Below are 24483 nucleotides of genomic sequence, written 5' to 3'. Positions count from 1 at the left end.
TGTCGCGTGTTGATTGTGGTTCTTATTTTTCAACAAACTATGCTGCGCCACAGCGCTCAGGAGATCAATAAACGTGCAGAAATTTCACGTTGCCGGAAAGCGTGAACCGACGGGACTGGCAAATGACCCGTCGGGAGAAAGAAAAATCAGAAGCTTTGCTCGACGCGGTCAAGTCCTTCAGCCAGCGTCGCGGATTCACCGGTTGCTACCAGGCAGCAGGCCATCTGGATTTTCAGCGATGCCGGAACCGGCTCACTGCCCGCCAGACAACGCTCAATCCAGCGCGCGGTAGTTTCCGGGTCTTTAGCCACCGGCAGTGGGACCGGCTCATCGGGCATCTCGCTCTGCCGGTCCTGTAGCACTCGCACGCCGGACGAATCTATCAGGCTTATCTGCGGGCAGCGCTGCGGGTTGGCGTACACTTCACCCTCGGTACCGTGCATCAACAGGGCACGCCCACCGATATCGCCGAAAAATTTCGCCACGCGCGATACGTATTCCGGGTGGGAAACGCTGGAAAGACGCAGCGCGGCATCTTCGGCAAACGGCGTGGCTAATTTAGCCAGCGTATGCGCACTGTTACGCACGCCCATTCGCCAGCGCATCGCCAGCTGTTTTTCCAGCGGAGGACACAGCGCACTCACCGGGATAAACACCGGCTCATGACCATCCAGCTTTGCCTGCGCCTGCCCGGCATGCAGCGTCGGCGCAATCCCCATCAGTTCGAAAATGGTTTCAGTCAGCACGCGGGTTGGATCCTCGCTGACACCGTGCACCACCACCGGGAAGCCAAGTTTATGCAGTAAAATCGCCAGCAGCGGAGTCAAATTTGCCTGCTTGCGCGCGCCATTGTAGCTGGGAATGACAATCGGCATGGGTTTGGCCACTGGCGGAGTCAGGCGAATGGTGTGGTTCTGCATCGCTTCGTAAAAGCCCAGCATCTCCGCTTCGCCTTCGCCTTTAATGCGCAGCGCAATCAGTACACCGCCCATCTCAAGATCGGGCACCTCGCCGTTCATCATATGGGTATACAGTCCGCGAGCAGTATCCTTATCCAGGTCACGCGCGTGATTTTTTCCTCGCCCAATCTCTTTGATGATTTTGCGGTAATCCATCGATAACTCCTTGCCTGTTGCTCGCATCGTTAACGCCGACGGCGACGCGTGGGTTTCGCTTTTTCTTTTGGTTTTACTATAACGTCTGGCACAGCAGGTTGCTCTATCGGAAATATGGGTAATGCGTTCAGTAAACGCTTGCCATAGCTTTTGGTCAATAAACGCTTGTCATAAATAACCACTTCTCCCCAGCAGCCGTGGCTACGAATGAGTCGCCCAACCTGCTGGATCAAATTGAATGACGCCGCGGGCAAGCTCTGCACCTCAAAGGGGTAGCGGTTCAGGCTTTTCAGCCACTCGCCCTCGGTGATCACCACCGGGCTGTCGATAGGCGGAAAAGCAATTTTGTGAATATGCACCTGGGTCAGCAAGTCGCCTTTCAAATCCAGACCTTCGGCAAAAGATTGCAGCCCAATCAGTACGCTACGCTCGCCGTTGGTCACCCGCTTGCGGTGCAGCTCCACCAGTCGATAGCGCGGCTGGTCGCCCTGTACCAGCAACAGCAGGCGCAGATCGGTAACGTGCTCAAGAAAACGCTGCATTGCCCGACCGCTGGCAAAGAGTACCAGCATGCCCTGATGCTTTTTACTTTCCAGCTGTTCGCGGAAATAGGCGGCCATTTCCGCGATATGCTGCTCTTCGTTATCAATTGACGGTTCGTAGCGCATCTGCGGAATGACGATTTTGCCTTGCTCAACGTGATTAAACGGTGAATCCAGCGCGATAAACCGGTCCCCTGCTTTTTCTTTCAGCCCGCTCATCTCCTGCAAACGCGAGAAGCTGTTGAGCGAACGCAGCGTGGCGGAGGTCACGATAATATGCGGTACGCTGCGCCACAGCAGTCGTTCAAGCTGATCGCTCACACGGATCCCCACACAGTGGAACCAGACGTGGATCTGCCCGTCACGCACTTCGCGCGTCGCCCATTTACTCACCGGCGCGCCTGACGACTGCGCGAGCGAAGCCAGCCGCCACAGTTTGCTTTGCGCCTCAAACATGCCCAAAGCCCGATTCATCTGCAAAATAACCCTATGCAGACGCACAATATCGTGGGTGCCGGTTTTTTCGCTGAGATCGTTGAGGAACAGTTCCGCCAGACCGCGCAGCATTTCTGTTAGCTTCGCCAGACGCTGACAAATCTCCATCACTTCCGCAGGCAGTTCGCCCATCGCGAAGCGGTGTTCCGCCTCCTGGGTCGCAGGCATATACAGATTAAGAATGTTATTGAGCGATGAAATCAGCTCATACAGTTCCTCACAGTGACCGTTCAGACGCTCGGCATTCGCCAGCGGCGGCGTGGTTTTTGGACGAAACTGTTCCAGGCAGGTGGCCACTAATTTGCAAAACAGATCCAACTGCAGTCGATACCAAGGGGCGCTGATTTCTGCGCTCATCTCCAGCGCATCGCGCGCGACGTCCGGCAAATGGTGACCTTCATCAAGGACCAGCAGCAGGTTCTTCGGCTCAGGCAAAACAGCTTCGCTTTCCATGGCCGCCATCACCAGCGCGTGGTTAGCCACCACCACTTCGGCTTCCTGAATCTCACGGCGGGCGACAAAAAAGGGGCATTCACGATAGTAGTGACAGTTACGATTCAAACAGCTGGCTTTATCAGTGCTCAGGCGCTGCCAGAGTCCGTCGTCGATAGCGATATCCGTGTGATCGCGCAGCCCGTCCCACTTGTAGCTGTCGAGATCGCCTTTTAGCCTGGCGCAGCGCTTTTGTTCTTCCTGGTTGTTGGGCGTCAGGTCATCGTCGAGAAAGGCCAACAGATCCTGCTGATTGGGTTCGCTACTGGCCAGCGCCGCTAAATTACGCGGGCAGACATAACGCCCGCGACCAAACGCGGCGGTAAAACGCAGGTCGGGGATAATTTTGCGCAGCAGCGGTAAATCTTTGCTGTAGATCTGATCCTGTAAAGCAACGTTGGCGGTACTGACCACCAGCGTTTTTTGTTCTTCACGCGCGATGGCAATACCGGGAATCAGGTACGACAGCGTTTTCCCCACCCCGGTCGGCGCTTCAATTGCCAGATGCCGCCCTTCTTCCCCAGTGAGCGTTTTCGCGACGTCAGCAATCATCTGCCGCTGCGGCGCACGGGGAATAAAGTCGGGGATCTGTTCCTGAAGCGCCTTATACCAGGCGGCAATTTGCGCTTTTAGCGCAGCCGTTAGTGCCATGAGAAAACCTGAAATACTGTATAAACAGCCACTATTGTGGCACTTTCTGATACGTGTCGCAAAAAGAAAAGCCCGACCTTTCGGCCGGGCTCGCAATTACTGCGCTGTAGACGGTTTGCGCGGACGGCGCGGTGGACGAGGCTTATCGCCCGCCGGTTTGCCTTCGCCGCTACGCGGTTTCGCTTTTGGCGCACCGCCATCCTGACGACGCGGCTGCTGACCACGCCCAGCTCCACCCTGACCGCGACCACCGCCGCCACGCTGCTGGCGACCATTCTGGATCGGCTCGGCTTTGATGGACGGGTCTGGCTCGTAGCCTGGCATCGCAATTCGCGGGATCTCTTTTTTCAGCAGCTTCTCGATGTCACGCAGCAGCTTGTGTTCATCGACGCACACCAGAGACAACGCTTCGCCGGTAGCGGCCGCACGACCGGTACGACCAATACGGTGCACGTAATCTTCCGGGACATTTGGCAGCTCGTAGTTCACCACGTGCGGCAGCTCTTCAATATCCAGACCGCGCGCGGCAATATCGGTCGCCACCAGCACACGAATATCACCGGATTTAAAATCAGCCAGCGCACGCGTACGCGCCCCCTGAGATTTATTACCGTGGATCGCCGCGCTGCGAATGCCGTCTTTATTCAGCTGTTCCGCCAGATGGTTCGCACCATGTTTGGTTCGGGTAAACACCAGCACCTGCTGCCAGTTGCCCTGACCGATCATCTGCGACAACAGTTCACGTTTACGCTTTTTATCAACAAAATGAACGTGCTGAGTCACCTGCTCTGACGCGGTATTACGGCGCGCCACTTCGATTTCCAGCGGATTGTGCAGCAGCTTTTCGGCCAGCGACTTAATATCATCAGAGAACGTTGCTGAGAACAGCAGGTTCTGGCGTTTCGCCGGCAGTTTCGCCAGAACGCGACGGATATCATGAATAAAGCCCATATCCAGCATGCGGTCAGCTTCATCCAGTACCAGAATCTCAACCTGATCCAGTTTCACCGCATTCTGGTGTTCCAGATCGAGCAAACGACCAGGCGTGGCGATCAGCACATCCACACCGCCGCGCAGCTTCATCATCTGCGGGTTAATGCTCACGCCGCCGAAGACCACCAGCGAGCGAATATTCAGATACTTACTGTAATCACGTACGTTTTCGCCAATCTGGGCCGCCAGTTCGCGGGTTGGCGTGAGGATCAGCGCACGCACCGGACGACGGCTTTTGCCATGCGGCTGATGGGTAATCAGGTGCTGCAACAGCGGCAGGGTAAAACCTGCCGTTTTCCCCGTACCGGTCTGGGCGCTGGCCATCAGATCGCGGCCCTCCAGCACGGCAGGGATCGCCTGCTGCTGAATAGGGGTAGGTTCACGGTAACCCTGCTCGGCAACGGCACGTAAAATATCAGGGTTTAAACCAAGGGAATCAAAAGACATAACAACTCCGAACCACCCTGACCGTTACCGGTGTCGTTTTCAGGGAGATACATATAATAAAGATGACAAAAACCACAATGTCATGAAGGGGCGGAGTGTAGCAGTTTTTGTGATGTGCCGCATAAATTATCCCTGCGCTGAAAAATAACGGTCCGGACTGGACAAGGTTACACATCAGTCATAATCTTAATCAATCGATTGATTAAGATCTGAGTCGTGCTATGAATACACCCACCATGACAACCAAAGGTGAACAGGCGAAAAATCAGCTCATTGCCGCCGCGCTGGCGCAGTTTGGCGAGTATGGTCTGCACGCCACTACTCGCGATATCGCCGCGCAGGCCGGGCAAAATATTGCTGCCATCACCTACTATTTTGGCTCAAAAGAGGATTTATATCTCGCCTGCGCCCAGTGGATTGCGGATTTTATCGGCTCACAGTTTCGCCCGCACGCTGAAGAAGCCGAGCGTCTGTTTGCTCAGCCGGAACCGGATCGTGGCGCGATGCGCGAACTGATCCTCCGCGCCTGCAAAAATATGATCATGCTGTTAACCCAGGACGATACCGTTAACCTGAGCAAATTTATTTCGCGCGAACAGCTTTCCCCCACCGCGGCTTATCAACTGGTGCACGACCAGGTTATCAATCCGCTACATACTCACCTGACGCGCCTGATTGCTGCCTATACCGGCGGCGATGCCAACGATACCCAAATGATCCTGCACACCCACGCCCTACTCGGCGAGGTACTGGCCTTTCGTCTGGGGAAAGAAACCATTCTGTTGCGTACGGGCTGGTCACAATTTGATGAGGATAAAACCGCGCTGATTGACCAAACGATCACCTGTCACATCGATCTTATTCTGCAAGGTTTAACGCAAAGGAGTCTGGAGTCATGAAAAAACCTGTCGTTCTCGGGCTGGTCATCGCGGCCCTCGTTGCCGTGATTGCCGGTGGAACGTGGTGGTATCAAAGTCGGCAAGATAACGGTCTGACGCTGTACGGCAATGTCGATATCCGTAGCGTCAACCTGAGTTTTCGCGTCGGCGGCAGGCTGGCCTCGCTGGCGGTTGACGAAGGCGATGCCATTACCGCCGGTCAGGTGCTGGGCGAACTGGACCGTGCACCGTATGAAAACGCATTAATGCAGGCAAAAGCGAATGTTGCCGCCGCGCAGGCGCAATACGATCTGATGCTGGCAGGGTATCGTGAAGAAGAGATCGCGCAAACCGCAGCGGCAGTCAAACAGGCGCAGGCAGCCTATGATTACGCGCAAAACTTTTACAATCGGCAGGTAGGATTGTGGAAAAGCCGCACTATCTCCGCCAACGATCTGGAAAACGCCCGTTCATCACGCGATCAGGCGCTGGCCTCTCTGAAATCCGCACAGGATAAACTCAGCCAATACCGCAGCGGTAATCGTGTGCAGGACATCGAGCAGGCGAAAGCCACGCTCGAACAAGCTCAGGCCGAGCTGGCCCAGGCAGAGCTTAATTTGCATGACACCACGCTGACCTCGCCGTCTGACGGCACGTTACTCACCCGTGCGGTCGAACCCGGCAGCATGCTGAACGAAGGGGGCACGGTACTGACGCTGTCACTCACGCGTCCGGTATGGGTTCGCGCCTACGTTGATGAACGAAATCTGAGCCAGGCGCAGCCAGGACGCGAAATCCTGCTTTACACCGATGGCCGTCCGGACAAACCGTATCACGGTAAAATCGGCTTCGTGTCGCCCACCGCCGAGTTTACCCCAAAAACAGTCGAGACCCCTGACCTGCGCACCGACCTGGTTTATCGCCTGCGTATTGTGGTGACCGACGCGGACGATGCGCTGCGCCAGGGAATGCCGGTAACGATAAAGTTCAGCGATGAGGCACGGCATGAATGACGCCGTCATTACGCTGAATGGACTGACGAAAAACTTTGCCGGAATGGATAAACCGGCCGTCGCCCCGCTCGACTGTACCGTTCATGCGGGCTACGTGACCGGGCTGGTCGGGCCGGATGGCGCTGGCAAAACCACGCTGATGCGAATGCTGGCAGGGCTGTTGAAACCCGACGCCGGTAGCGCAACGGTAATTGGTTTTGATCCCATCAAAGACGACAGCGCGCTGCATGCGGTACTGGGGTACATGCCGCAGAAATTTGGTCTGTATGAAGATTTGACCGTCATGGAGAACCTTAATCTCTATGCAGATTTACGTAGCGTTACCGGTGAAGCGCGAGAAAAAACCTTTGCCCGACTACTGGAATTTACCTCGCTGGGGCCGTTTACCGGACGCCTGGCCGGCAAGCTTTCCGGCGGCATGAAACAGAAGCTCGGACTTGCCTGTACGCTGGTCGGTGAACCCAGCGTGTTACTGCTGGATGAGCCTGGCGTAGGCGTCGACCCTATTTCCCGTCGCGAACTGTGGCAAATGGTTCATGAGCTGGCCGGGGACGGCATGCTGATCCTCTGGAGCACTTCGTATCTGGATGAAGCTGAACAATGCCGTGATGTGCTGCTGATGAACGAAGGTGAATTGCTGTATCAGGGCGATCCCACTCAGCTTACGCAAACCATGTCGGGTCGCAGCTTCCTGATGAGCAGTTCGCAGGAAAATAACCGCCGACTGCTGCAACGCACGTTAAAACTGCCGCAGGTTAGCGACGGGATGATTCAGGGGAAATCCGTCCGCTTAATCCTGAAAAAAGAAGCGACGGCCCAGCAGATTCAAAACGCTGACGGCATGCCGGAGATAACCATCAACGAAACCGCCCCCCGCTTCGAGGATGCCTTTATCGATTTACTCGGCGGGGCCGGAACATCGGAGTCCCCGCTGGGCGCTATCCTGCATACCGTGGAAGGCACGCCAGGTGAAACGGTGATCGAAGCCAAAGCGCTGACCAAAAAATTTGGCAATTTTGCCGCTACCGACCACGTAGACTTTGCCGTGCAGCGCGGCGAGATTTTTGGTTTGTTAGGACCCAACGGCGCGGGCAAATCCACTACCTTTAAAATGATGTGCGGCCTGCTGGTCCCCACTTCGGGTAAAGCGCTGGTGCTGGACATGGACCTGAAGGTCAGCTCCGGTAAAGCGCGCCAGCATCTGGGTTATATGGCACAGAAATTCTCCCTGTATGGCAACCTGACGGTTGAACAGAATCTGCGCTTTTTCTCCGGCGTCTACGGCCTGCGCGGTCGGGCGCAGAAGGAGAAAATCGAGCGGATGAGCGAGGCATTCGGCCTGAAGAGTATCGCCTCCCACGCCACCGACGAACTGCCGCTGGGCTTTAAACAGCGCCTGGCGCTGGCCTGTTCGCTGATGCATGAACCCGACATTCTGTTCCTCGATGAACCCACTTCCGGGGTCGATCCCCTCACCCGTCGGGAGTTCTGGTTACATATCAACAGCATGGTGGAAAAAGGCGTCACGGTGATGGTGACCACCCACTTTATGGATGAGGCAGAATACTGCGATCGCATCGGGCTGGTGTATCGCGGAAAACTGATTGCCAGCGGTACGCCGGACGACCTGAAAGCTCAGGCAGCTGACAGTGAGACGCCAGACCCGACCATGGAACAGGCCTTTATCACGCTAATCAATGACTGGGATAAGGAGCATACGCATGAGTAACTCCGTTCTCTCCTGGCGTCGCGTACGCGCGCTGTGTGTGAAAGAGACGCGCCAGATCGTCCGCGATCCCAGCAGTTGGCTGATTGCGGTGGTGATCCCGCTGCTGCTGCTGTTTATCTTCGGCTACGGGATCAACCTCGACTCCAGCAAGCTGCGGGTAGGGATTTTGCTCGAACAGCAAAGCGAAGAGGCGCTGGATTTTACCCATACCATGACCGGTTCACCGTATATTGACGCCACCATCAGCGATAACCGTCAGGAATTGATTGAGAAAATGCAGGCCGGGCGCATTCGCGGGCTGGTGGTGATCCCGGTGGATTTCGCCCAGCAGATGGCGCGACCCAACGACGTGGCGCCAATTCAGGTGATCACCGACGGTAGTGAACCGAATACCGCTAACTTTGTACAGGGTTATGTCGAAGGCATCTGGCAGGTTTGGCAACAACAGCGGGCGGAAGATCGCGGAGAATCATTTGAACCTTTGATCGACGTGCAGACCCGCTACTGGTTTAACCCGGCGGCCATCAGCCAACATTTTATTATTCCCGGGGCGGTAACCATCATCATGACGGTCATTGGCGCTATCCTCACCTCATTAGTGGTGGCGCGCGAATGGGAGCGCGGAACCATGGAAGCGCTGTTGTCTACCGAAGTCACCCGCGTAGAACTGCTGCTGTGCAAACTGATCCCCTATTACTTTCTGGGCATGCTGGCGATGCTGCTGTGTATGCTGGTGTCGGTGTTTATTCTCGGCGTGCCCTATCGCGGTTCGTTGCTGATCCTGTTTTTTATTACCAGCCTGTTTCTGCTCAGCACGCTCGGCATGGGGTTGCTTATCTCCACCATCACCCGCAATCAGTTTAACGCCGCGCAGGTCGCGCTAAACGCCGCCTTCCTGCCCTCGATTATGCTGTCGGGTTTTATCTTCCAGATAGACAGCATGCCGGCGATTATCCGGGCAGTAACCTATATTATTCCGGCTCGTTATTTCGTCAGCACCCTACAAAGCCTGTTTCTGGCGGGAAATATTCCGGTGGTGCTGATTATCAACGTGCTGTTTTTAATCGCTTCGGCGGTGATGTTTATTGGCCTGACGTGGCTTAAAACCAAACGTCGGCTGGATTAAGGGGACGGGCATGTTTCATCGCTTATGGACATTAATTCGTAAAGAGCTGCAATCGCTGTTACGTGAACCGCAGACGCGAGCCATTCTGATTTTACCGGTGCTGATTCAGGTTATTCTGTTCCCGTTCGCGGCCACGCTGGAAGTCACCAACGCCACTATCGCTATCTATAACGAAGACAACGGTAAACATTCGGTGGAACTAACCCAGCGCTTCGCTCGCGCCAGCGCCTTTACGCACGTTCTGCTGCTGAAAAGCCCGCAGGAGATCCAGCCCACCATCGACACGCAAAAAGCCCTGTTGCTGGTGCGCTTCCCGGCCAACTTTTCGCGTAATCTGGATACCTTCCAGCAGGCTCCCATGCAGATTATTCTCGACGGGCGTAACTCTAACAGTGCGCAAATTGCCGCGAATTATCTGCAGCAGATCGTTAAGGAGTATCAGCAGGAGCTGATGGACGGCAAGCCGAAACCGAACAACAGCGAGCTGGTGGTGCGTAACTGGTATAACCCGAATCTGGATTACAAATGGTTTGTGGTTCCGTCGCTGATCGCCATGATCACCACCATCGGCGTCATGATCGTCACTTCGCTCTCGGTTGCCCGCGAGCGCGAGCAAGGCACGCTGGATCAGCTGCTGGTCTCCCCGCTTACCACCTGGCAGATATTCATCGGTAAAGCGGTGCCCGCGTTAATTGTGGCAACGTTTCAGGCCACCATTGTGCTGGCGATCGGCATCTGGGCTTATCACATCCCCTTTGCCGGTTCACTGGGGCTGTTCTATTTCACGATGGTGATTTACGGGCTGTCGCTGGTCGGCTTTGGTCTGCTGATTTCATCACTGTGCGCCACCCAGCAGCAGGCGTTTATCGGCGTGTTTGTGTTTATGATGCCGGCGATTTTACTTTCAGGCTACGTCTCGCCGGTCGAAAATATGCCGGTCTGGCTACAGAATCTGACGTGGATAAACCCAATCCGCCATTTTACGGACATCACGAAACAGATTTACCTGAAGGATGCGAGTCTGCAGATTGTGTGGGGAAGTTTGTGGCCGCTGTTGGTAATAGCGGCCACGACCGGCTCAGCGGCGTATGCGATGTTTAGACGCAAGGTGATGTAGCTTTTTGTCTTTCGCCAACAGCGAGACCACGGCGGGTCCGGCAAGGATCACCAGCCCCGCCAGGGCCAGCAAGACGTTGTTTTGCAGCACGCGCGACAGCAACCACAGTACGATCATCGCGGCACCGAAATACCACGTGGTAGTCAGTTCTTCCAGCACATCAGCTACGTCGCGCCAGCGCTGCTCATGGTGACGTTGCAAGGCCAGCATTAATAAAACCGTTACGCCGTAAACGACGCATAATCCCAGGCCGACGCGCACCAGCGTACCGCTCATCCAGCCCATTACCAGCAACGCCACTACCAGTAAATGCAACACAATCTGCCAGCAACTTAGACCCGTTGCGACACGAACACGTTGTTGCCACCTCATGGCTTTTCTCCTGAAGGATTTTCAACTAATTATTCAGAGTACCGGACTTTACGGAAAATTCCGCAACACCGCATCTTTTTGTGACGACGACTACACTATTTTATTTAGGAAGTGACGCCAACGGGAGGCTCATGAGCGGATCGGGAGTTCAATTTTCATTCAATGTGCTCACCATTAATACTCACAAAGGGTTCACCGCCTTCAACCGGCGTTTTATTTTGCCTGAGCTACGGGAGGCTGTCAGAACGGTCGGTGCAGACATTGTGTGCCTACAGGAAGTTATGGGCGCGCACGATGCTCACTCGCTGCAGATTGAGAACTGGCCGGATACCACCCACTACGAATTTCTGGCGGACACCATGTGGAGCGACTTCGCCTACGGGCGTAACGCCGTGTACCCGCAAGGGCATCACGGTAACGCGGTGTTGTCGCGTTATCCTATTGAACATTATGAAAATCGCGATGTGTCCGTCGGCGCGAGTGAAAAGCGCGGGGTCCTCTACTGCCGCATCGTGCCGCCAATGCTCTCGCACCCAATTCATGTCATGTGCGTGCATCTCGGTTTGCGTGAAGCACACCGTCAGGCCCAGCTCGCTATGCTGGCTGACTGGGTCAATGCCCTGCCCGACGCGGAGCCTGTGGTGATCGCCGGAGATTTTAACGACTGGCGGCAAACGGCCAATCACCCGCTGAAAGCCAGGGCCGGCCTTGACGAGATTTTTACCCGCGCCCACGGTCGCCCGGCGCGGACGTTTCCGGTGCAGTTTCCCCTGCTGCGTCTGGACAGGATCTACGTGAAAAACGCGAATGCCAGTACCCCAACGACGCTGGCGCTGCGTCACTGGCGACATTTGTCCGATCATGCCCCCCTGAGTGCGGAGATTCATTTATGAAAAATGGCTGGCGTGAAGGCAATCAAATTCAACTGCTGGAAAACGGCGATCAATACTATCCCGCCGTCTTTGACGCCATTGAACAGGCACAGCAAAAAATTATCCTTGAGACCTTTATCTGGTTTGAAGATGCGGTCGGAAAACAGCTGCATGCCGCCTTGCTCGGAGCCGCCCAGCGCGGAATCAAAGCAGAGGTGCTGCTGGACGGTTACGGCTCGCCGGATCTTAGCGACAGTTTTGTCGAAGAGTTGACCGTAGCTGGCGTTGTTTTCCGCTACTACGATCCGCGCCCGCGTCTGTTCGGTATGCGTACCAATCTCTTTCGCCGTATGCATCGCAAAATTGTGGTCATTGATGACCGTGTTGCCTTTGTCGGCGGCATCAATTATTCCGCTGAACACATGTCTGATTACGGTCCCGAGGCCAAGCAGGATTACGCCGTTCGCGTGGAAGGTCCAGTCGTGGCCGACATCCTGAAATTCGTGCTGGAGAACTTACCGGGACAGAGCGCCGTACGACGTTGGTGGCGACGTCATCACCGGGCAATTGAGAATCATCGGCCTGGCGAAGCGCAGGCGCTGTTTGTCTGGCGCGATAACGAAGAGCATCGCGATGATATTGAACGCCACTATTTGAAAATGCTGACCCAGGCCCGGCGGGAAGTGATCATTGCCAATGCCTATTTCTTTCCGGGTTATCGCCTGCTGCATGCCCTACGAAAAGCTGCGCGACGCGGCGTTCGGGTAAAACTCATCGTCCAGGGTGAACCGGATATGCCGATTGTGAAAGTGGGTGCCCGCCTGCTGTATAACTATCTGGTTAAAGGCGGCGTCCATGTCTATGAATACCGGCGTAAGCCCCTGCATGGTAAAGTCGCGCTGATGGACGATCATTGGGCGACGGTAGGTTCCAGCAATCTCGACCCGCTCAGTCTGTCGCTCAATCTGGAGGCGAATCTTATTATTCATGACCGCACGTTTAACCAGACCCTGCGTGACAACCTGAACCCCATTATTGCGCAGGACTGCAAGCGAGTTGATGAATCAATGCTGCCAAAACGCACCTGGTGGAACCTGACCAAAAGCGTGCTGGCCTTCCACTTTTTACGCCACTTCCCGGCGCTGGTCGGCTGGCTACCGGCGCATACCCCGCATCTGGCCGAGGTAGAACCACCCGCACAGCCAACTCTGGAAACCCAGGATCGTATTCCAACTGAGGATGCAGGAGGGGAAACCTGATGCCAAAAAACCACCGACGCTGGCGCTTAGCGAAAAAGATCCTCACATGGCTATTTTTTATTGCAGTCATCGTATTGCTGGTCGTTTATGCCAGTAAGGTCAACTGGCAGGAAGTATGGACGGTAATTCGCGATTACAATCGGATCGCCCTGCTCAGCGCCGTAGGGCTGGTGATCGTCAGTTATTTACTTTACGGCTGCTATGACCTGCTCGGGCGCTACTACTGCGGGCACAAGCTGGCAAAACGCCAGGTCATGCTGGTGTCGTTTATCTGTTACGCCTTCAACCTGACGTTAAGCACATGGGTGGGCGGTATTGGGATGCGTTATCGTCTCTACTCGCGTCTCGGGTTACCGGGGAGCACAATTACGCGAATTTTTTCACTGAGCATTACCACCAACTGGCTGGGCTATATTCTGCTGGGCGGTTTTATTTTCACCTTCGGCGTTGTTGAACTGCCCGCGCACTGGTATATCGATGAAGGTACGCTACGCCTCTTAGGCATTGCGCTGCTGCTGATGATTGTTGTTTATCTGTGGTTTTGCGCTTTCGCTAAACATCGCCACATCACCATCAAGGGCCAAAAACTGGTACTGCCCTCCTGGAAATTTGCCCTCGCGCAAATGGCGATATCCGGTACTAACTGGATGGTAATGGGGGCGATTATCTGGCTGTTGCTGGGTCAGAATATCAACTATTTCTTCGTGCTGGGCGTGCTGCTGGTGAGCAGTATCGCCGGTGTTATCGTGCATATTCCGGCGGGGATTGGTGTGCTGGAGGCGGTCTTTATGGCGCTGCTGGCAGGAGAGAATACCTCTCAGGGGACAATCATTGCCGCCCTGCTCGCGTATCGCGTGCTGTACTATTTTATTCCGCTGCTGCTGGCGCTGATGTGCTATTTGCTGCTGGAGAGTCGGGCGAAAAAGTTGCGGGTAAAAAACGAGAAGGCGATGGCGAAATGATTCACCGGATGGCGGCTTACGCCATCCGGCAACAGAGAATTAACGACGATTGCCGAAGATACGCAGCAGCATCAGGAACAGGTTGATGAAGTCCAGATACAGCGTTAAGGCCCCAAGAATCGCGTATTTACGCAGATTGGAGCTGTCACGCAGGTCGATCTGCTCACCGATGTTTTTCAGCTTCTGCGTGTCATAAGCGGTCAGGCCGACAAACACAATCACCCCAATATAGGTCACCGCCCACATCAGCGCTTCGCTCTTCAGCCAGAAGTTAACCAGCGAGGCCAGCACAATACCGATCAGCGCCATAAACAGCATATTGCCGAAACCGCTGAGATCGCGTTTGGTGGTGTAGCCGTACAAACTCATGATCCCGAACATCCCGCCGGTGACCACGAAGGTGCTGGCGATAGACGAGTAGGTATAGACGATAAAAATGCTTGATAGCGTCAGCCCGGTTAATGCCGAATAGAGCATAAACAGCGTGGTCGCCATTCCCGCGCTGAGCCTTTGCACCACGCCGGACAGGACGAACACCAGCGCTAGCTGGGCGATGATCAGTCCAAAGAAAGTGATTTTGCTGGAGAAGACAAACATCATCACCGCGGGCGTATTTGCCGCATACCAAGCGATAAACGCCGTCAGCAACAGTCCGCAGGTCATCCAGCCGTACACCTGCGCCATATACGTTTGCAGGCCGGAACGGGCCTGTACAATAGAATCGGATCGTGGGAATCGGTCCATGACAATCTCCTGAATCAGTATGAGCCTACACCAATTGTACTCTACCAGCGTTTTGCTGCTAGCTTATCGCTGTCGCGGGCATCAACCCAGCGCTCACCTTCTGGCGTGGCCTCGCGCTTCCAGAACGGTGCGCGGGTTTTCAGATAATCCATAATGAACTGCCCGGCATCAAACGCGCTGCTGCGATGCGCACTGGTCACGCCAACAAAAACGATTTCGTCACCCGGCCACAGTTCGCCAATGCGATGAATGACCGTTACTCGTCCCAGCGGCCAGCGCGCACGTGCTTCGTCGACAATCTCCGCCAGCGCTTTTTCGGTCATTCCCGGATAGTGTTCCAGCGTTAACGCCTGCACGCTATCGCCGAGATTGTGATTGCGGACTTTACCGGTGAAAGTGACCACCGCGCCATCTTCATCGCGTTCGGCCAGCCAGGGATACTCTTCCCCGACGCTGAACGGCGCATGACCAACAACAATTCGCGTTTCAGCCATCTTAGCCTCCGGTTACCGGTGGGAAGAAAGCCACTTCGTCACCCGCATTAAGGGGATGGTCAAAACTGACCAGCGTCTGGTTTACCGCGGCCAGCAGCTTGCCGTCTTCCAGCGCCAACGCCCAGCGATCGCTTTTTGCCGCAAGACTCCGGCGCAGCGCTTCTACCGTTGCAAACTCAGCGGCGACTTCTATCGCATCCGTGTTCACCAATTCCCGTACCTGAGCAAAGAAAAGAACCTTAATCATGCGCATCCACCTTAAAATCTCCCGATTTGCCGCCGCTTTTAGCCAGCAGACGCACCGGACCAATCACCATATCCTTTTGCACCGCTTTGCACATATCGTAGATGGTCAACGCTGCCACGGAGGCCGCCGTTAACGCTTCCATTTCGACGCCGGTTTTCCCGGTCAGGCGACACAGCGTTTCAATGCGTACGCGGTTGTGTTCCGGCTCGGCATGCAGATTAACTTCAACCTTGCTCAACATCAGCGGATGGCACAGCGGGATAAGATCCCAGGTCCGTTTGGCGGCCTGAATACCGGCAATACGCGCCGTGGCGAAAACGTCGCCCTTATGGTGGCTGCCGTCGATAATCATCGCCAGCGTTTCGCTACGCATGGTAACGAATGCTTCTGCACGCGCCTCGCGTACGGTTTCCGCTTTGGCGGAGACATCCACCATATGCGCTTCGCCAGCGGCGTTAATATGAGTCAGTTGCGACATACTTATTTCTTCAAATGTGGGTGGAAATTACACGGACGCGTACGGGCATCGAGCTGCGGCGCAATGATATTTTCCCATGCGGTACGACACGCTTTAGTCGACCCCGGCATGGCGAAAATCAGCGTTTTGTTGGCCACTCCGGCAATCGCCCGGGATTGCAGCGTCGCGGTGCCAATCTCTTCAAACGACAGCATACGGAATACTTCACCAAACCCTTCGACTTCTCTGTCGAATAGCGGTTGCAGCGCTTCTGGCGCCTGGTCCCCTTCGGTTAAGCCCGTGCCGCCTGTAATGAGCACAACCTGCACATCCTCACTGGCAATCCATGCAGAAACCTGGGCGCGAATGGCGTAGCGGTTCTCTTTGACAATCGCCTTGTCGACAATCTGATGCCCCGCCTCTTGCGCCGAGTCACGCAGATAATGGCCGGAGGTGTCATCTTCTTCGCCGCGACGGTTGGAAACAGTAAGAATAGCAATGCGTGTCGGGATAAATTCAGCGCTTACCTGACTCATGAAAAACTCCTTTTAGCGATCAGCCGCCAATGTAAGATAAGTTTTGCGTAATACCGGTATTGTTCTGATGCAGGAAATGAGTCTGCTTTTTCTCCAGCAGCGCGGCTGAAATGCGTTCTTCCAGCGCCGACTGCTGAGCGTCATCTTCCAGCAAATCACGCAGGCTTACGCCGCCTTCACCAAATAAACACAGATGCAGTTTGCCGACAGAGGAAACGCGCAGACGGTTGCAGGTGGCGCAGAAGTCTTTCTCATAAGGCATGATCAGACCAATTTCACCAGCATAGTCAGGATGACAGAAAACCTGAGCCGGGCCGTCGCTGCGCTGTCGGATCTGGTGGATCCAGCCGCGACGCAGCAGCTCATCGCGCAGGACCTGGCCTGAGATATGGTGTTTACGGAAGAGAGAGCTGCCCTCGCCCGTTTCCATCAGTTCAATAAAGCGTAGTTGGATAGGACGGGGCTGAACCCACGCCAGGAAGGTGTCCAGTTGATGATGGTTTACGTCGCGCATCAGCACGGTATTGACTTTCACTTTTTCAAAACCCGCATCAAAGGCGGCGTCAATGCCTGCCATCACCTGCTGAAATTTGTCCTGCCCGGTAATGGCGTGAAACTGACGGGCATCGAGGCTGTCGACGCTGACGTTCAGTGCGGTCAGTCCGGCATCGCGCCAGGCAGCGGCATCACGCGCCAGACGATAACCATTAGTGGTCACCGCAATCTGACGGATGGCGTGGTTTTCGCGCACGGCGGCGATAATGTCGGTAAAGTCGCGACGCAATGAAGGTTCGCCCCCTGTCAGACGCACTTTTTCCGTTCCCAGACTGGCGAACGCGCGCGTGACGCGGCGAATTTCATCAACGGTCAAAAAGCCGTTATTGGTGACACCGCCGGGCTTATAGCCATCCGGCAGGCAGTAGGTGCAACGAAAGTTACACACATCGGTAATCGACAAACGTAAGTAGTAAAACTTACGTGCGAAAGCATCGGTAAGTTGAGAGCCCATGTACACCTTTCCAAATACGGGAGACGTAGTCATTTCTTCCTACGCCCTGGTGACAAACTTATTCAAGTATTGTCACGGCCAAAGCACCGTATCATTTGACCCAGGTGCAGAGGCTAGAGTGTTTATTCTCGTCATACTTCAAATTGCAGAAGCGTGGGCTTTATTCGTTCACCCCAGTCACGTACTTATGTCCGCTTACGGGGGATTCTCTCCCTCACTGCCTTCCTGCAACTCAAATTATTCAGAGTACATTGTGGTTATGCCGATACTAGCGTGTAAATGACGCTTTTGCCATGTACACTTTCGCTGTATAAACACATACATAGCGACATGATCGTGCAATTTCGCTACAGAATAAGCAAAAACCACAGTTTTGCATTGATATACATCATCTTGCCGGCAGGTGCATCTCGTCAGAAAGGAGTAGATCGCAGAAAAAAATTACGCCAGATTCCGCCTGGATAATTGCTGAAAACACACTATTTACGTTACTGTAGCGCCGATCAATTGATATCAGGAAAATATATGCGCACTCGCACGCTGGCAGATCTGGACCGCGTTGTCGCTCTCGGCGGAGGGCATGGACTGGGACGCGTTCTCTCCTCTCTTTCCCCTTTAGGCTCACGCCTGACGGGGATCGTCACCACGACCGATAATGGCGGGTCGACAGGTCGTATTCGTCGCTCTGAAGGAGGCATTGCCTGGGGAGACATGCGTAACTGTCTGAACCAGTTAATTACTCAACCCAGCGTTGCATCCGCCATGTTTGAGTATCGTTTTGGCGGTAATGGTGAGCTTTCCGGGCATAACCTCGGAAATCTGATGTTAAAGGCGCTCGATCACCTCAGCGTGCGGCCTCTGGAAGCCATCAATTTAATTCGTAGTCTGCTGAAAGTTGACGCGCATTTAATTCCGATGTCGGAGCTGCCGGTGGATCTGATGGCTATCGACGATCAGGGACATGAAGTCTATGGCGAAGTGAATATCGATCAGCTCACCATCCCGCCTCAGGAACTGATGCTGTCGCCAAAAGTCCCCACCACGCGGGAGGCAGTTGAAGCTATCGCCGAAGCGGATTTGATTTTGATCGGACCCGGCAGTTTTTACACCAGCCTGATGCCGCTCCTGCTGCTCGACGAATTGGCGCAGGCATTACGTCGCACACCTGCCCCGATGGTCTACATCGGCAATCTGGGTCGTGAATTAAGCCTGCCAGCAGCCAGCCTGACGCTTAACGATAAGCTGGCAATCATTGAACAGTACGTTGGCAGGAAAGTGATTGATGCGGTGGTTGTGGGCCCGAAAGTGGATGTATCCACCGTTACCGACCGCGTTGTTATTCAGGAAGTGCTGGAAGCCAGCGACATTCCCTACCGCCATGACCGCCAGCTATTGCATTACGCGCTGGAGAAAGCGGTACAGGCGCTGGGGTAATCTCAAGTGCGTGATTAGCATACAATCCTCATCGTAATGAGGATTGTACTTGTAGCTTACTGCATTAACCTCTCAGCACAGGTACCTGCTCGGCGGATATTGGCTCTTCGTATCTTGTGCCAAAATTAGACCACCGGGCAAGAATGGCAAAGAATACGGCCATAACCAGGCAACTTAAATTGAACAAAACCCAGGGTGCATAATCCAGCGTCGCTACCCCCAGCGTCTTCGCCATGAACATACCAGATATTGTCCAAGGGAAAAGCCCTTCAAGTAGCGTGGCTCCAGACTCCATTGATCGGGACATATTAACCATATGCAATTTTTTGTTTTTAAAACAAGGATCATAAATATTCTTCACCAGAAAGAAACTGATGACTGCATTGCCAGTGCAGGCAACTAATAAAGAACTTGTGAACATTGTCGCCAACAGAGTACTGGTCACCGTTTTTAATTTCTGAACCAGTCGCCCAAGCAGTACATTAAGGCCACCAGAAACATCAAGTGCCGAAGCGAACATAAATGCACAAAGCATAACCACAATTGGGCTAACCATTGAATACATACCGCCACGATTAAGCAATATATTAATATTTTTAGTCGTAGATTCATTCATCGCGACATCTGAAAAATTGCTGATCATATTGGTATTAAAGCCATTAATCGATGCTTGAACAAGGTCCATCATGGTAAACGGCTGAAAAATTGCGCATATTGCCAGAGCAAAAAAAGAAGATGCGATCAAAACAATAATGGTATCCCATTTTTTTATCGCACCAATAAAGACCAGCAATGTCGGTAATATTAATAAAGGGTTAAGCCAGAATAATGAGTTTAGCGCTTTTTTCATGACCGGGATAGTATCTAGTTGGATTGAATTTACCACATTTAAATCTAACCCCGCGATATAAAACCCCAGGCAGGCAAACAAAAAAGCAGGAACCGATGTATACAACATATTTCTAATACTTTGATAAAGCTCAGCCCCCGCAGCTAACGCGGCCATGTTTGTGGTATCTGATAAAGGAGATAATTTATCACCAAAATAGGCACCGGAGATAACGGCTCCAGCAGTAATCGGCAATGACACATTCATCGCCGCAGCAACGGCAACCAACGCCACACCAATTGTTCCTGCGGAACCCCATGAAGTGCCTGTAAATGTCGAGATGCAAACCGTCACTAAAAAAGCTGTAAGATATAAGTAAGCTGGGTTGATAATTTCCAGGCCATAATAGACCATTAACGGAATGGTACCACTAACCATCCAGCATCCAATCAACATACCGATCGACAGTAGAATTAACATCGCAGGGACGGCATCTTTTATTTTTTCTATAAAAGTCTGGAGAATTTCCTTCCAGCCCGCGCCATAGTATCTGGCAAAAAAACCTGTAATAATCGTAATAACAATTAAGATAAATTCAACTGGATAATTTAAAATCCCAATACCTATAAAGAAAACCAGAAAAATAGCCACTAATAACATCAATGCTGCATAAAAGCTCGGTTGCTTATTTGTGCTTACCATGTTATTTTCCCGCTATTAATATGTTTTTATAGAATCAAACGCATTCTCTAAGTCCGCGATTAACATCTCTGGAGATTCCTGTCCAATTGAAATCCTAATTAAACCAGGCGCCATCCCATCTTTGCATATTACATCCTGGTTATAACCGCGATTTGGAGAAATAATCAGGCTTTCATATCCCCCCCAACTGCACCCCGGTTTGAAAATTCTACAACTATCAATGATGGCTTTAACTTTTTCAAAACTGCCATCTTTAAGTTCAAAACTAATGAGACCAGAAGTACCAAACATTTGTTGTGAAACAATTTCACGTTGTTTTGCATCTGCCATAAGGGGGTGACAGATATTCTCAACCTCTGCTCTGCTATTGAGAAAAGTAAGAATTGCATAGGTATTATTCTGATGTTGTCTCATGCGCAGCGGTAACGTTCGTAAACCGCGAATCACTAGCCATGCACTATCCGGGGCCAGCACTGCGCCAAGAAGCTGATGTGAAAAATCACGAATAATATCAAGATAGACTTTTGCGCCTACCACAGCACCCGCCGTTAAATCACTGTGACCGCCGATATATTTAGTACAAGAGTGGAGCACTAAATCGAAACCAAGAGTCAATGGCTTTTGGAAGAGTGGCGTAGCCCATGTATTATCAATGGCAGTAATAATATTATTCTCTTTCGCCAACTCTGCTATCATCTGCAGATCCACAACTCGCATGGTCATTGTTCCTGGGGATTCCGTGTATATCATGCGAGTATTCGGCTTTATTTTCTGCCGAATATCCTCGACATCGCCACTGAGAACAATGTCATAGTCAATACCAAAGCGTTGTTGCATTTGCTTCACCAGCACAACTGTTGGACCATAAACATTATTCACCAGAATAATATGGTCGCCACTTTTCAGCAGGCCAAACAATGTTGCACTTATCGCGCCCATGCCCGAGCCAAAAACTTTGCAGGCCGCGCCACGCTCCAACGCTGCCAGTTTATGCTCTAACAGTTCCGTTGTTGGGTTAAGCCCCCGGGAATAGATGTAACGTTCAGCTTCGTGCTGCATATCATCACAGTATTGCTGATAGCTCTGCTGCACAAACAGACTGGTTTTTACTAGCGGAGGGCTGACTGCACCAAAATTTTTCTGGTGTTGTTCACCAACGCCAGAACATATCATGGCGTCCTGAACGGCATAATCATTCTCAGCGTAATTGCATATTATCTCTTTCATAATTTTCCTTTATATTTTCGTCAGGGAAATTTCTATAACAGGACAATTATAAAAAAAGGAACAATGACAGCCTTTTGCTTGCTGCCAAAATGCTGAAAGAATCGTCAGAAATGTAAAGAATAAAACGATGAGGTTCACAAAGCTGAAAAACAAAAATCAATTCAGCAAAGAATCAATTAGAGTGAGTGCATTAATTTTAAGAAAAATAAATGGCAATAGAAAAACGAATAATATAATTATAAATGATAATACATTCTGTATTTTTCCAATCGCCATGGCATTTACGCGATGGCGAATTGGAAAGTGGAAACAATCTTACGATGCCGCGATAAACAACTCGCGCAGCTGATGCAACTGGTCGCGGATCGTCGCAGCCTCTTCAAATTCAAGATTCTGCGCATGCTGCATCATCTGCCCTTCCAGCTCATGAATCTTCTGCTGCAGCGCTTTTGGCGTCATATCCAGTTCGACAATTTCAGACTTCGCGCCTGCGCGTGACTTCCCTTTGCCTTTCGCCTTAGTCTTCGCAATATTCTGACCCAGCGCCAGAATATCGACCACTTTCTTGTTCAGCCCCTGCGGCGTAATACCGTGTTCTTCGTTGTAGAGCTGCTGTTTCTCACGACGGCGTTCAGTTTCACCTATCGCCTTAGCCATTGAGGCGGTAATTTTGTCGCCGTAGAGAATAGCCTTCCCGTTGATATTACGCGCCGCACGACCGATGGTCTGAATAAGCGAACGTTCAGAACGCAGGAACCCTTCTTTGTCTGCGTCCAGAATCGCCACCAGTGAGACCTCAGGCATATCCAGACCCTCACGTAACAGGTTGATACCCACCAGCACGTCAAACTCGCCCAGACGCAGGTCACGAATGATTTCCATACGTTCCACGGTATCGATGTCTGAGTGCAGATAGCGCACCCGCTCACCGTGCTCTTCGAGGTATTCGGTGAGATCCTCTGCCATCCGTTTCGTGAGCGTAGTGACCAGCACACGTTCGTTAATCGCCGCACGGATGCGGATCTCAGACAGCAGATCGTCAACCTGCGTCGCCACCGGGCGTACCTCAATGATAGGATCCAGCAGGCCGGTCGGTCGTACTACCTGATCGACGACGTCATCACCGGATTTCTCCAGTTCATAGTTGCCCGGCGTCGCTGAGACGTAGATGGTCTGCGGGGCCAGCGCTTCAAACTCTTCAAATTTAAGCGGACGGTTATCCAGCGCCGACGGCAGACGGAATCCGTATTCGACCAGAGTCTCTTTACGCGCCCGGTCACCACGATACATTCCGCCAATTTGCGGGATAGTGACGTGGGATTCATCCACCACCAGCAGGCCGTCGGCAGGCAGGTAATCAAACAGCGTCGGCGGCGGCTCGCCGGGGCCACGCCCGGACAGATAGCGGGAGTAGTTTTCAATCCCCGAGCAGTAACCCAGCTCATTCATCATTTCCAGATCGAACTGCGTACGCTGACTTAGCCGCTGTTCTTCCAGCAGTTTGTTATTTGCCAGCAGGACCTTACGCCGCTCTGCCAGCTCAACTTTGATTTCTTCCATCGCCTGCACGATACGTTCGCGCGGCGTCACGTAGTGCGTTTTAGGATAGATGGTGTAGCGCGAAATCGTGGATTCAACCTGCCCGGTAAGCGGGTCAAACAGCGATAAACGTTCGACCTCTTCATCAAACAGTTCCACGCGCAGCGCGATATCGTCGGATTCAGCCGGGAAAATGTCGATCACTTCACCACGCACGCGGAAGGTTCCGCGCTGAAATGCCTGATCGTTGCGGGTATATTGCAGTTCCGCCAGGCGGCGCAGAATCGCACGCTGGTCGATAATCATCCCCACCGTCAGGTGCAGCATCATTTTCAGATACAGATCCGGATCGCCCAAACCATAGATAGCGGAAACTGACGCGACGACAACGACATCCCGACGTTCCAGCAGCGCTTTGGTCGCCGACAGACGCATTTGCTCAATATGTTCGTTAACCGAGGCATCCTTCTCGATGAAGGTGTCAGAACTTGGTACGTAGGCTTCCGGTTGATAATAGTCGTAGTAGGAGACGAAATACTCCACCGCGTTATCCGGGAAGAACTCTTTCATCTCACCGTACAACTGCGCGGCCAGCGTCTTATTGGGAGCCAGCACCATGGTAGGCCGCTGCAAGTCCGCAATTACGTTAGCGATGGTGAATGTCTTCCCCGAGCCCGTCACCCCCAGCAGCGTCTGATGCGCCAGACCATCCTCCAGCCCTTCTTCCAGACGGCGAATAGCCTCAGGCTGATCGCCAGAGGGTTTAAAAGCGGAATTTAGTTTGAACGGTTTACTCATGAGCAGCTACCTGAAGCAATGGGCGGGCAGGTGTGTAATTTTACTCGCAGTCGTATATTTTGCCAGTAAAATATACTGGATGAAAAAACAGTAACGCACCAGAATATTTCTGATACGCCATCAGAATGACCGTGACCGCAGGCTAAAATTTGGCCTCAGACAAGATAAAACACCAGCAAAAACGTGTTATCCCCAAAGCAATGACTTTTTTAACATTTGTCAAGCCGCCCGATGAAAGTTTTGTGGCAACGCATGACACTTCTGCGACAGCCATTGATTTTATCTAACATTCTGTAATTTAATGACTATTATCCCGAGCCGTCTTTCGCATCAATTTAGTCGCAGGCCGCGTCTTCTCTCGCTTACATTGTGTTTTCTAACTCTAATACACAAGGTTATCCACA

Annotated in this window: 22 protein-coding genes and 1 riboswitch; of the genes, 9 read left to right on the top strand and 13 right to left on the bottom strand. The window is 52.8% G+C overall.

The window, feature by feature from the left end:
* Positions 1 to 146 precede the first annotated feature (146 nt).
* The 3 genes from ybiB to rhlE all read right to left on the bottom strand — a co-directional run bounded on the left by ybiB (position 147) and on the right by rhlE (position 4735).
* Positions 147 to 1115: a DNA-binding protein YbiB gene (ybiB, locus tag GPJ68_RS07905; RefSeq protein ID WP_046274638.1), complete on the bottom strand. Its 969-nt coding sequence runs from the start codon at positions 1113 to 1115 to the stop codon at positions 147 to 149.
* 29 nt (positions 1116 to 1144) lie between these two features.
* The gene (gene dinG / locus GPJ68_RS07900) at positions 1145 to 3295 is read right to left on the bottom strand and encodes an ATP-dependent DNA helicase DinG (RefSeq protein ID WP_046274637.1); all 2151 of its coding nucleotides are present in this window, start codon (positions 3293 to 3295) and stop codon (positions 1145 to 1147) included.
* Positions 3296 to 3391: 96 nt separating this feature from the next.
* The gene (gene rhlE, locus GPJ68_RS07895; RefSeq protein WP_047415258.1) at positions 3392 to 4735 is read right to left on the bottom strand and encodes an ATP-dependent RNA helicase RhlE; all 1344 of its coding nucleotides are present in this window, start codon (positions 4733 to 4735) and stop codon (positions 3392 to 3394) included.
* 221 nt (positions 4736 to 4956) lie between these two features.
* Here rhlE and cecR point away from each other — a divergent pair, with 221 nt between their 5' ends.
* Genes cecR through GPJ68_RS07870 form a run of 5 tightly spaced genes read left to right on the top strand, consistent with a single transcriptional unit; the run spans position 4957 to position 10598 of the window.
* Positions 4957 to 5634, top strand: coding sequence for a transcriptional regulator CecR (gene cecR / locus GPJ68_RS07890; protein WP_016152358.1), 678 nt, complete (start codon positions 4957 to 4959; stop codon positions 5632 to 5634).
* Entirely contained in the window at positions 5631 to 6626 is a 996-nt protein-coding gene (gene hlyD / locus GPJ68_RS07885) for a secretion protein HlyD (protein ID WP_016156061.1), read from the top strand. Before cecR ends, hlyD begins: the two co-directional genes overlap by 4 nt.
* On the top strand, positions 6619 to 8355 hold the full coding sequence (locus GPJ68_RS07880) for an ATP-binding cassette domain-containing protein (protein WP_104651552.1): 1737 nt from the start codon (positions 6619 to 6621) through the stop codon (positions 8353 to 8355). Before hlyD ends, GPJ68_RS07880 begins: the two co-directional genes overlap by 8 nt.
* A complete protein-coding gene (locus GPJ68_RS07875; RefSeq protein ID WP_046274635.1) occupies positions 8348 to 9481 on the top strand; it encodes an ABC transporter permease in 1134 nt (377 codons plus the stop codon). Before GPJ68_RS07880 ends, GPJ68_RS07875 begins: the two co-directional genes overlap by 8 nt.
* A 10-nt stretch (positions 9482 to 9491) precedes the next feature.
* Entirely contained in the window at positions 9492 to 10598 is a 1107-nt protein-coding gene (locus tag GPJ68_RS07870; protein WP_008784194.1) for an ABC transporter permease, read from the top strand.
* On the opposite strand, the gene GPJ68_RS07865 is transcribed toward GPJ68_RS07870, so the two are convergent.
* A complete protein-coding gene (locus GPJ68_RS07865; protein ID WP_016152353.1) occupies positions 10560 to 10970 on the bottom strand; it encodes a YbhQ family protein in 411 nt (136 codons plus the stop codon). The genes GPJ68_RS07870 and GPJ68_RS07865 overlap by 39 nt on opposite strands.
* Before the next feature lie 131 nt (positions 10971 to 11101).
* Here GPJ68_RS07865 and GPJ68_RS07860 point away from each other — a divergent pair, with 131 nt between their 5' ends.
* The 3 genes from GPJ68_RS07860 to GPJ68_RS07850 are packed head-to-tail and all read left to right on the top strand — an operon-like array spanning position 11102 to position 14063.
* Entirely contained in the window at positions 11102 to 11863 is a 762-nt protein-coding gene (locus tag GPJ68_RS07860; RefSeq protein ID WP_016156057.1) for an endonuclease/exonuclease/phosphatase family protein, read from the top strand.
* Positions 11860 to 13101 carry a cardiolipin synthase ClsB gene (clsB, locus tag GPJ68_RS07855; RefSeq protein WP_080859036.1) on the top strand — a complete coding sequence of 414 codons (1242 nt, stop codon included), beginning with the start codon at positions 11860 to 11862 and terminating at the stop codon, positions 13099 to 13101. Before GPJ68_RS07860 ends, clsB begins: the two co-directional genes overlap by 4 nt.
* The gene (locus GPJ68_RS07850) at positions 13101 to 14063 is read left to right on the top strand and encodes a YbhN family protein (RefSeq protein ID WP_016152350.1); all 963 of its coding nucleotides are present in this window, start codon (positions 13101 to 13103) and stop codon (positions 14061 to 14063) included. The genes clsB and GPJ68_RS07850 overlap by 1 nt, the downstream gene beginning before the upstream one ends.
* Before the next feature lie 39 nt (positions 14064 to 14102).
* Here GPJ68_RS07850 and GPJ68_RS07845 read toward each other — a convergent pair whose 3' ends face one another.
* The 6 genes from GPJ68_RS07845 to moaA form a co-directional block, all read right to left on the bottom strand.
* The gene (locus GPJ68_RS07845) at positions 14103 to 14807 is read right to left on the bottom strand and encodes a Bax inhibitor-1/YccA family protein (protein WP_104651550.1); all 705 of its coding nucleotides are present in this window, start codon (positions 14805 to 14807) and stop codon (positions 14103 to 14105) included.
* A gap of 41 nt (positions 14808 to 14848) precedes the next feature.
* Positions 14849 to 15301, bottom strand: a complete 453-nt coding sequence (moaE, locus tag GPJ68_RS07840) for a molybdopterin synthase catalytic subunit MoaE (RefSeq protein ID WP_016152349.1) — start codon at positions 15299 to 15301, stop codon at positions 14849 to 14851.
* 1 nt (position 15302) lies between these two features.
* Positions 15303 to 15548, bottom strand: coding sequence for a molybdopterin synthase sulfur carrier subunit (moaD, locus tag GPJ68_RS07835; RefSeq protein WP_016152348.1), 246 nt, complete (start codon positions 15546 to 15548; stop codon positions 15303 to 15305).
* Entirely contained in the window at positions 15541 to 16026 is a 486-nt protein-coding gene (gene moaC / locus GPJ68_RS07830) for a cyclic pyranopterin monophosphate synthase MoaC (protein WP_003035188.1), read from the bottom strand. Before moaC ends, moaD begins: the two co-directional genes overlap by 8 nt.
* Positions 16027 to 16028: 2 nt before the next feature.
* The gene (gene moaB, locus GPJ68_RS07825; protein ID WP_016152347.1) at positions 16029 to 16541 is read right to left on the bottom strand and encodes a molybdenum cofactor biosynthesis protein B; all 513 of its coding nucleotides are present in this window, start codon (positions 16539 to 16541) and stop codon (positions 16029 to 16031) included.
* A 19-nt stretch (positions 16542 to 16560) separates the two neighbouring features.
* Positions 16561 to 17550 (bottom strand): GTP 3',8-cyclase MoaA, encoded by a 990-nt coding sequence (gene moaA / locus GPJ68_RS07820; protein WP_016152346.1) that lies wholly within the window; start codon positions 17548 to 17550, stop codon positions 16561 to 16563.
* Positions 17538 to 17683, bottom strand: a riboswitch (molybdenum cofactor riboswitch). Its footprint overlaps the gene before it by 13 nt.
* A gap of 392 nt (positions 17684 to 18075) precedes the next feature.
* Here moaA and yvcK point away from each other — a divergent pair.
* Complete coding sequence (gene yvcK / locus GPJ68_RS07815) at positions 18076 to 18984, top strand: uridine diphosphate-N-acetylglucosamine-binding protein YvcK (RefSeq protein WP_016152345.1); 909 nt, start codon at positions 18076 to 18078, stop codon at positions 18982 to 18984.
* A 64-nt stretch (positions 18985 to 19048) separates the two neighbouring features.
* Here yvcK and nhaC read toward each other — a convergent pair whose 3' ends face one another.
* From nhaC to uvrB, 3 genes are all read right to left on the bottom strand, one after another.
* Complete coding sequence (gene nhaC, locus GPJ68_RS07810; RefSeq protein ID WP_049043054.1) at positions 19049 to 20515, bottom strand: Na+/H+ antiporter NhaC; 1467 nt, start codon at positions 20513 to 20515, stop codon at positions 19049 to 19051.
* Between the two features lie 15 nt (positions 20516 to 20530).
* Positions 20531 to 21742 (bottom strand): PLP-dependent aspartate aminotransferase family protein, encoded by a 1212-nt coding sequence (locus GPJ68_RS07805; RefSeq protein WP_047501285.1) that lies wholly within the window; start codon positions 21740 to 21742, stop codon positions 20531 to 20533.
* 315 nt (positions 21743 to 22057) lie between these two features.
* Positions 22058 to 24079, bottom strand: a complete 2022-nt coding sequence (uvrB, locus tag GPJ68_RS07800; RefSeq protein WP_016152344.1) for an excinuclease ABC subunit UvrB — start codon at positions 24077 to 24079, stop codon at positions 22058 to 22060.
* Between the last annotated feature and the right edge of the window lie 404 nt (positions 24080 to 24483).

The organism is Citrobacter sp. 172116965 (assembly GCF_013458095.1).
Lineage (GTDB): Bacteria > Pseudomonadota > Gammaproteobacteria > Enterobacterales > Enterobacteriaceae > Citrobacter > Citrobacter braakii.
This window is presented reverse-complemented; position numbering and strand designations above follow the sequence as displayed.

Coding starts and splice junctions, on each gene's coding strand:
- ybiB (WP_046274638.1), bottom strand. CDS start 1,115: ATGGATTACCGCAAAATCATCAAAGAGATTGGGCGAGGAAAAAATCAC.
- dinG (WP_046274637.1), bottom strand. CDS start 3,295: ATGGCACTAACGGCTGCGCTAAAAGCGCAAATTGCCGCCTGGTATAAG.
- rhlE (WP_047415258.1), bottom strand. CDS start 4,735: ATGTCTTTTGATTCCCTTGGTTTAAACCCTGATATTTTACGTGCCGTT.
- cecR (WP_016152358.1), top strand. CDS start 4,957: ATGAATACACCCACCATGACAACCAAAGGTGAACAGGCGAAAAATCAG.
- hlyD (WP_016156061.1), top strand. CDS start 5,631: ATGAAAAAACCTGTCGTTCTCGGGCTGGTCATCGCGGCCCTCGTTGCC.
- GPJ68_RS07880 (WP_104651552.1), top strand. CDS start 6,619: ATGAATGACGCCGTCATTACGCTGAATGGACTGACGAAAAACTTTGCC.
- GPJ68_RS07875 (WP_046274635.1), top strand. CDS start 8,348: ATGAGTAACTCCGTTCTCTCCTGGCGTCGCGTACGCGCGCTGTGTGTG.
- GPJ68_RS07870 (WP_008784194.1), top strand. CDS start 9,492: ATGTTTCATCGCTTATGGACATTAATTCGTAAAGAGCTGCAATCGCTG.
- GPJ68_RS07865 (WP_016152353.1), bottom strand. CDS start 10,970: ATGAGGTGGCAACAACGTGTTCGTGTCGCAACGGGTCTAAGTTGCTGG.
- GPJ68_RS07860 (WP_016156057.1), top strand. CDS start 11,102: ATGAGCGGATCGGGAGTTCAATTTTCATTCAATGTGCTCACCATTAAT.
- clsB (WP_080859036.1), top strand. CDS start 11,860: ATGAAAAATGGCTGGCGTGAAGGCAATCAAATTCAACTGCTGGAAAAC.
- GPJ68_RS07850 (WP_016152350.1), top strand. CDS start 13,101: ATGCCAAAAAACCACCGACGCTGGCGCTTAGCGAAAAAGATCCTCACA.
- GPJ68_RS07845 (WP_104651550.1), bottom strand. CDS start 14,807: ATGGACCGATTCCCACGATCCGATTCTATTGTACAGGCCCGTTCCGGC.
- moaE (WP_016152349.1), bottom strand. CDS start 15,301: ATGGCTGAAACGCGAATTGTTGTTGGTCATGCGCCGTTCAGCGTCGGG.
- moaD (WP_016152348.1), bottom strand. CDS start 15,548: ATGATTAAGGTTCTTTTCTTTGCTCAGGTACGGGAATTGGTGAACACG.
- moaC (WP_003035188.1), bottom strand. CDS start 16,026: ATGTCGCAACTGACTCATATTAACGCCGCTGGCGAAGCGCATATGGTG.
- moaB (WP_016152347.1), bottom strand. CDS start 16,541: ATGAGTCAGGTAAGCGCTGAATTTATCCCGACACGCATTGCTATTCTT.
- moaA (WP_016152346.1), bottom strand. CDS start 17,550: ATGGGCTCTCAACTTACCGATGCTTTCGCACGTAAGTTTTACTACTTA.
- yvcK (WP_016152345.1), top strand. CDS start 18,076: ATGCGCACTCGCACGCTGGCAGATCTGGACCGCGTTGTCGCTCTCGGC.
- nhaC (WP_049043054.1), bottom strand. CDS start 20,515: ATGGTAAGCACAAATAAGCAACCGAGCTTTTATGCAGCATTGATGTTA.
- GPJ68_RS07805 (WP_047501285.1), bottom strand. CDS start 21,742: ATGAAAGAGATAATATGCAATTACGCTGAGAATGATTATGCCGTTCAG.
- uvrB (WP_016152344.1), bottom strand. CDS start 24,079: ATGAGTAAACCGTTCAAACTAAATTCCGCTTTTAAACCCTCTGGCGAT.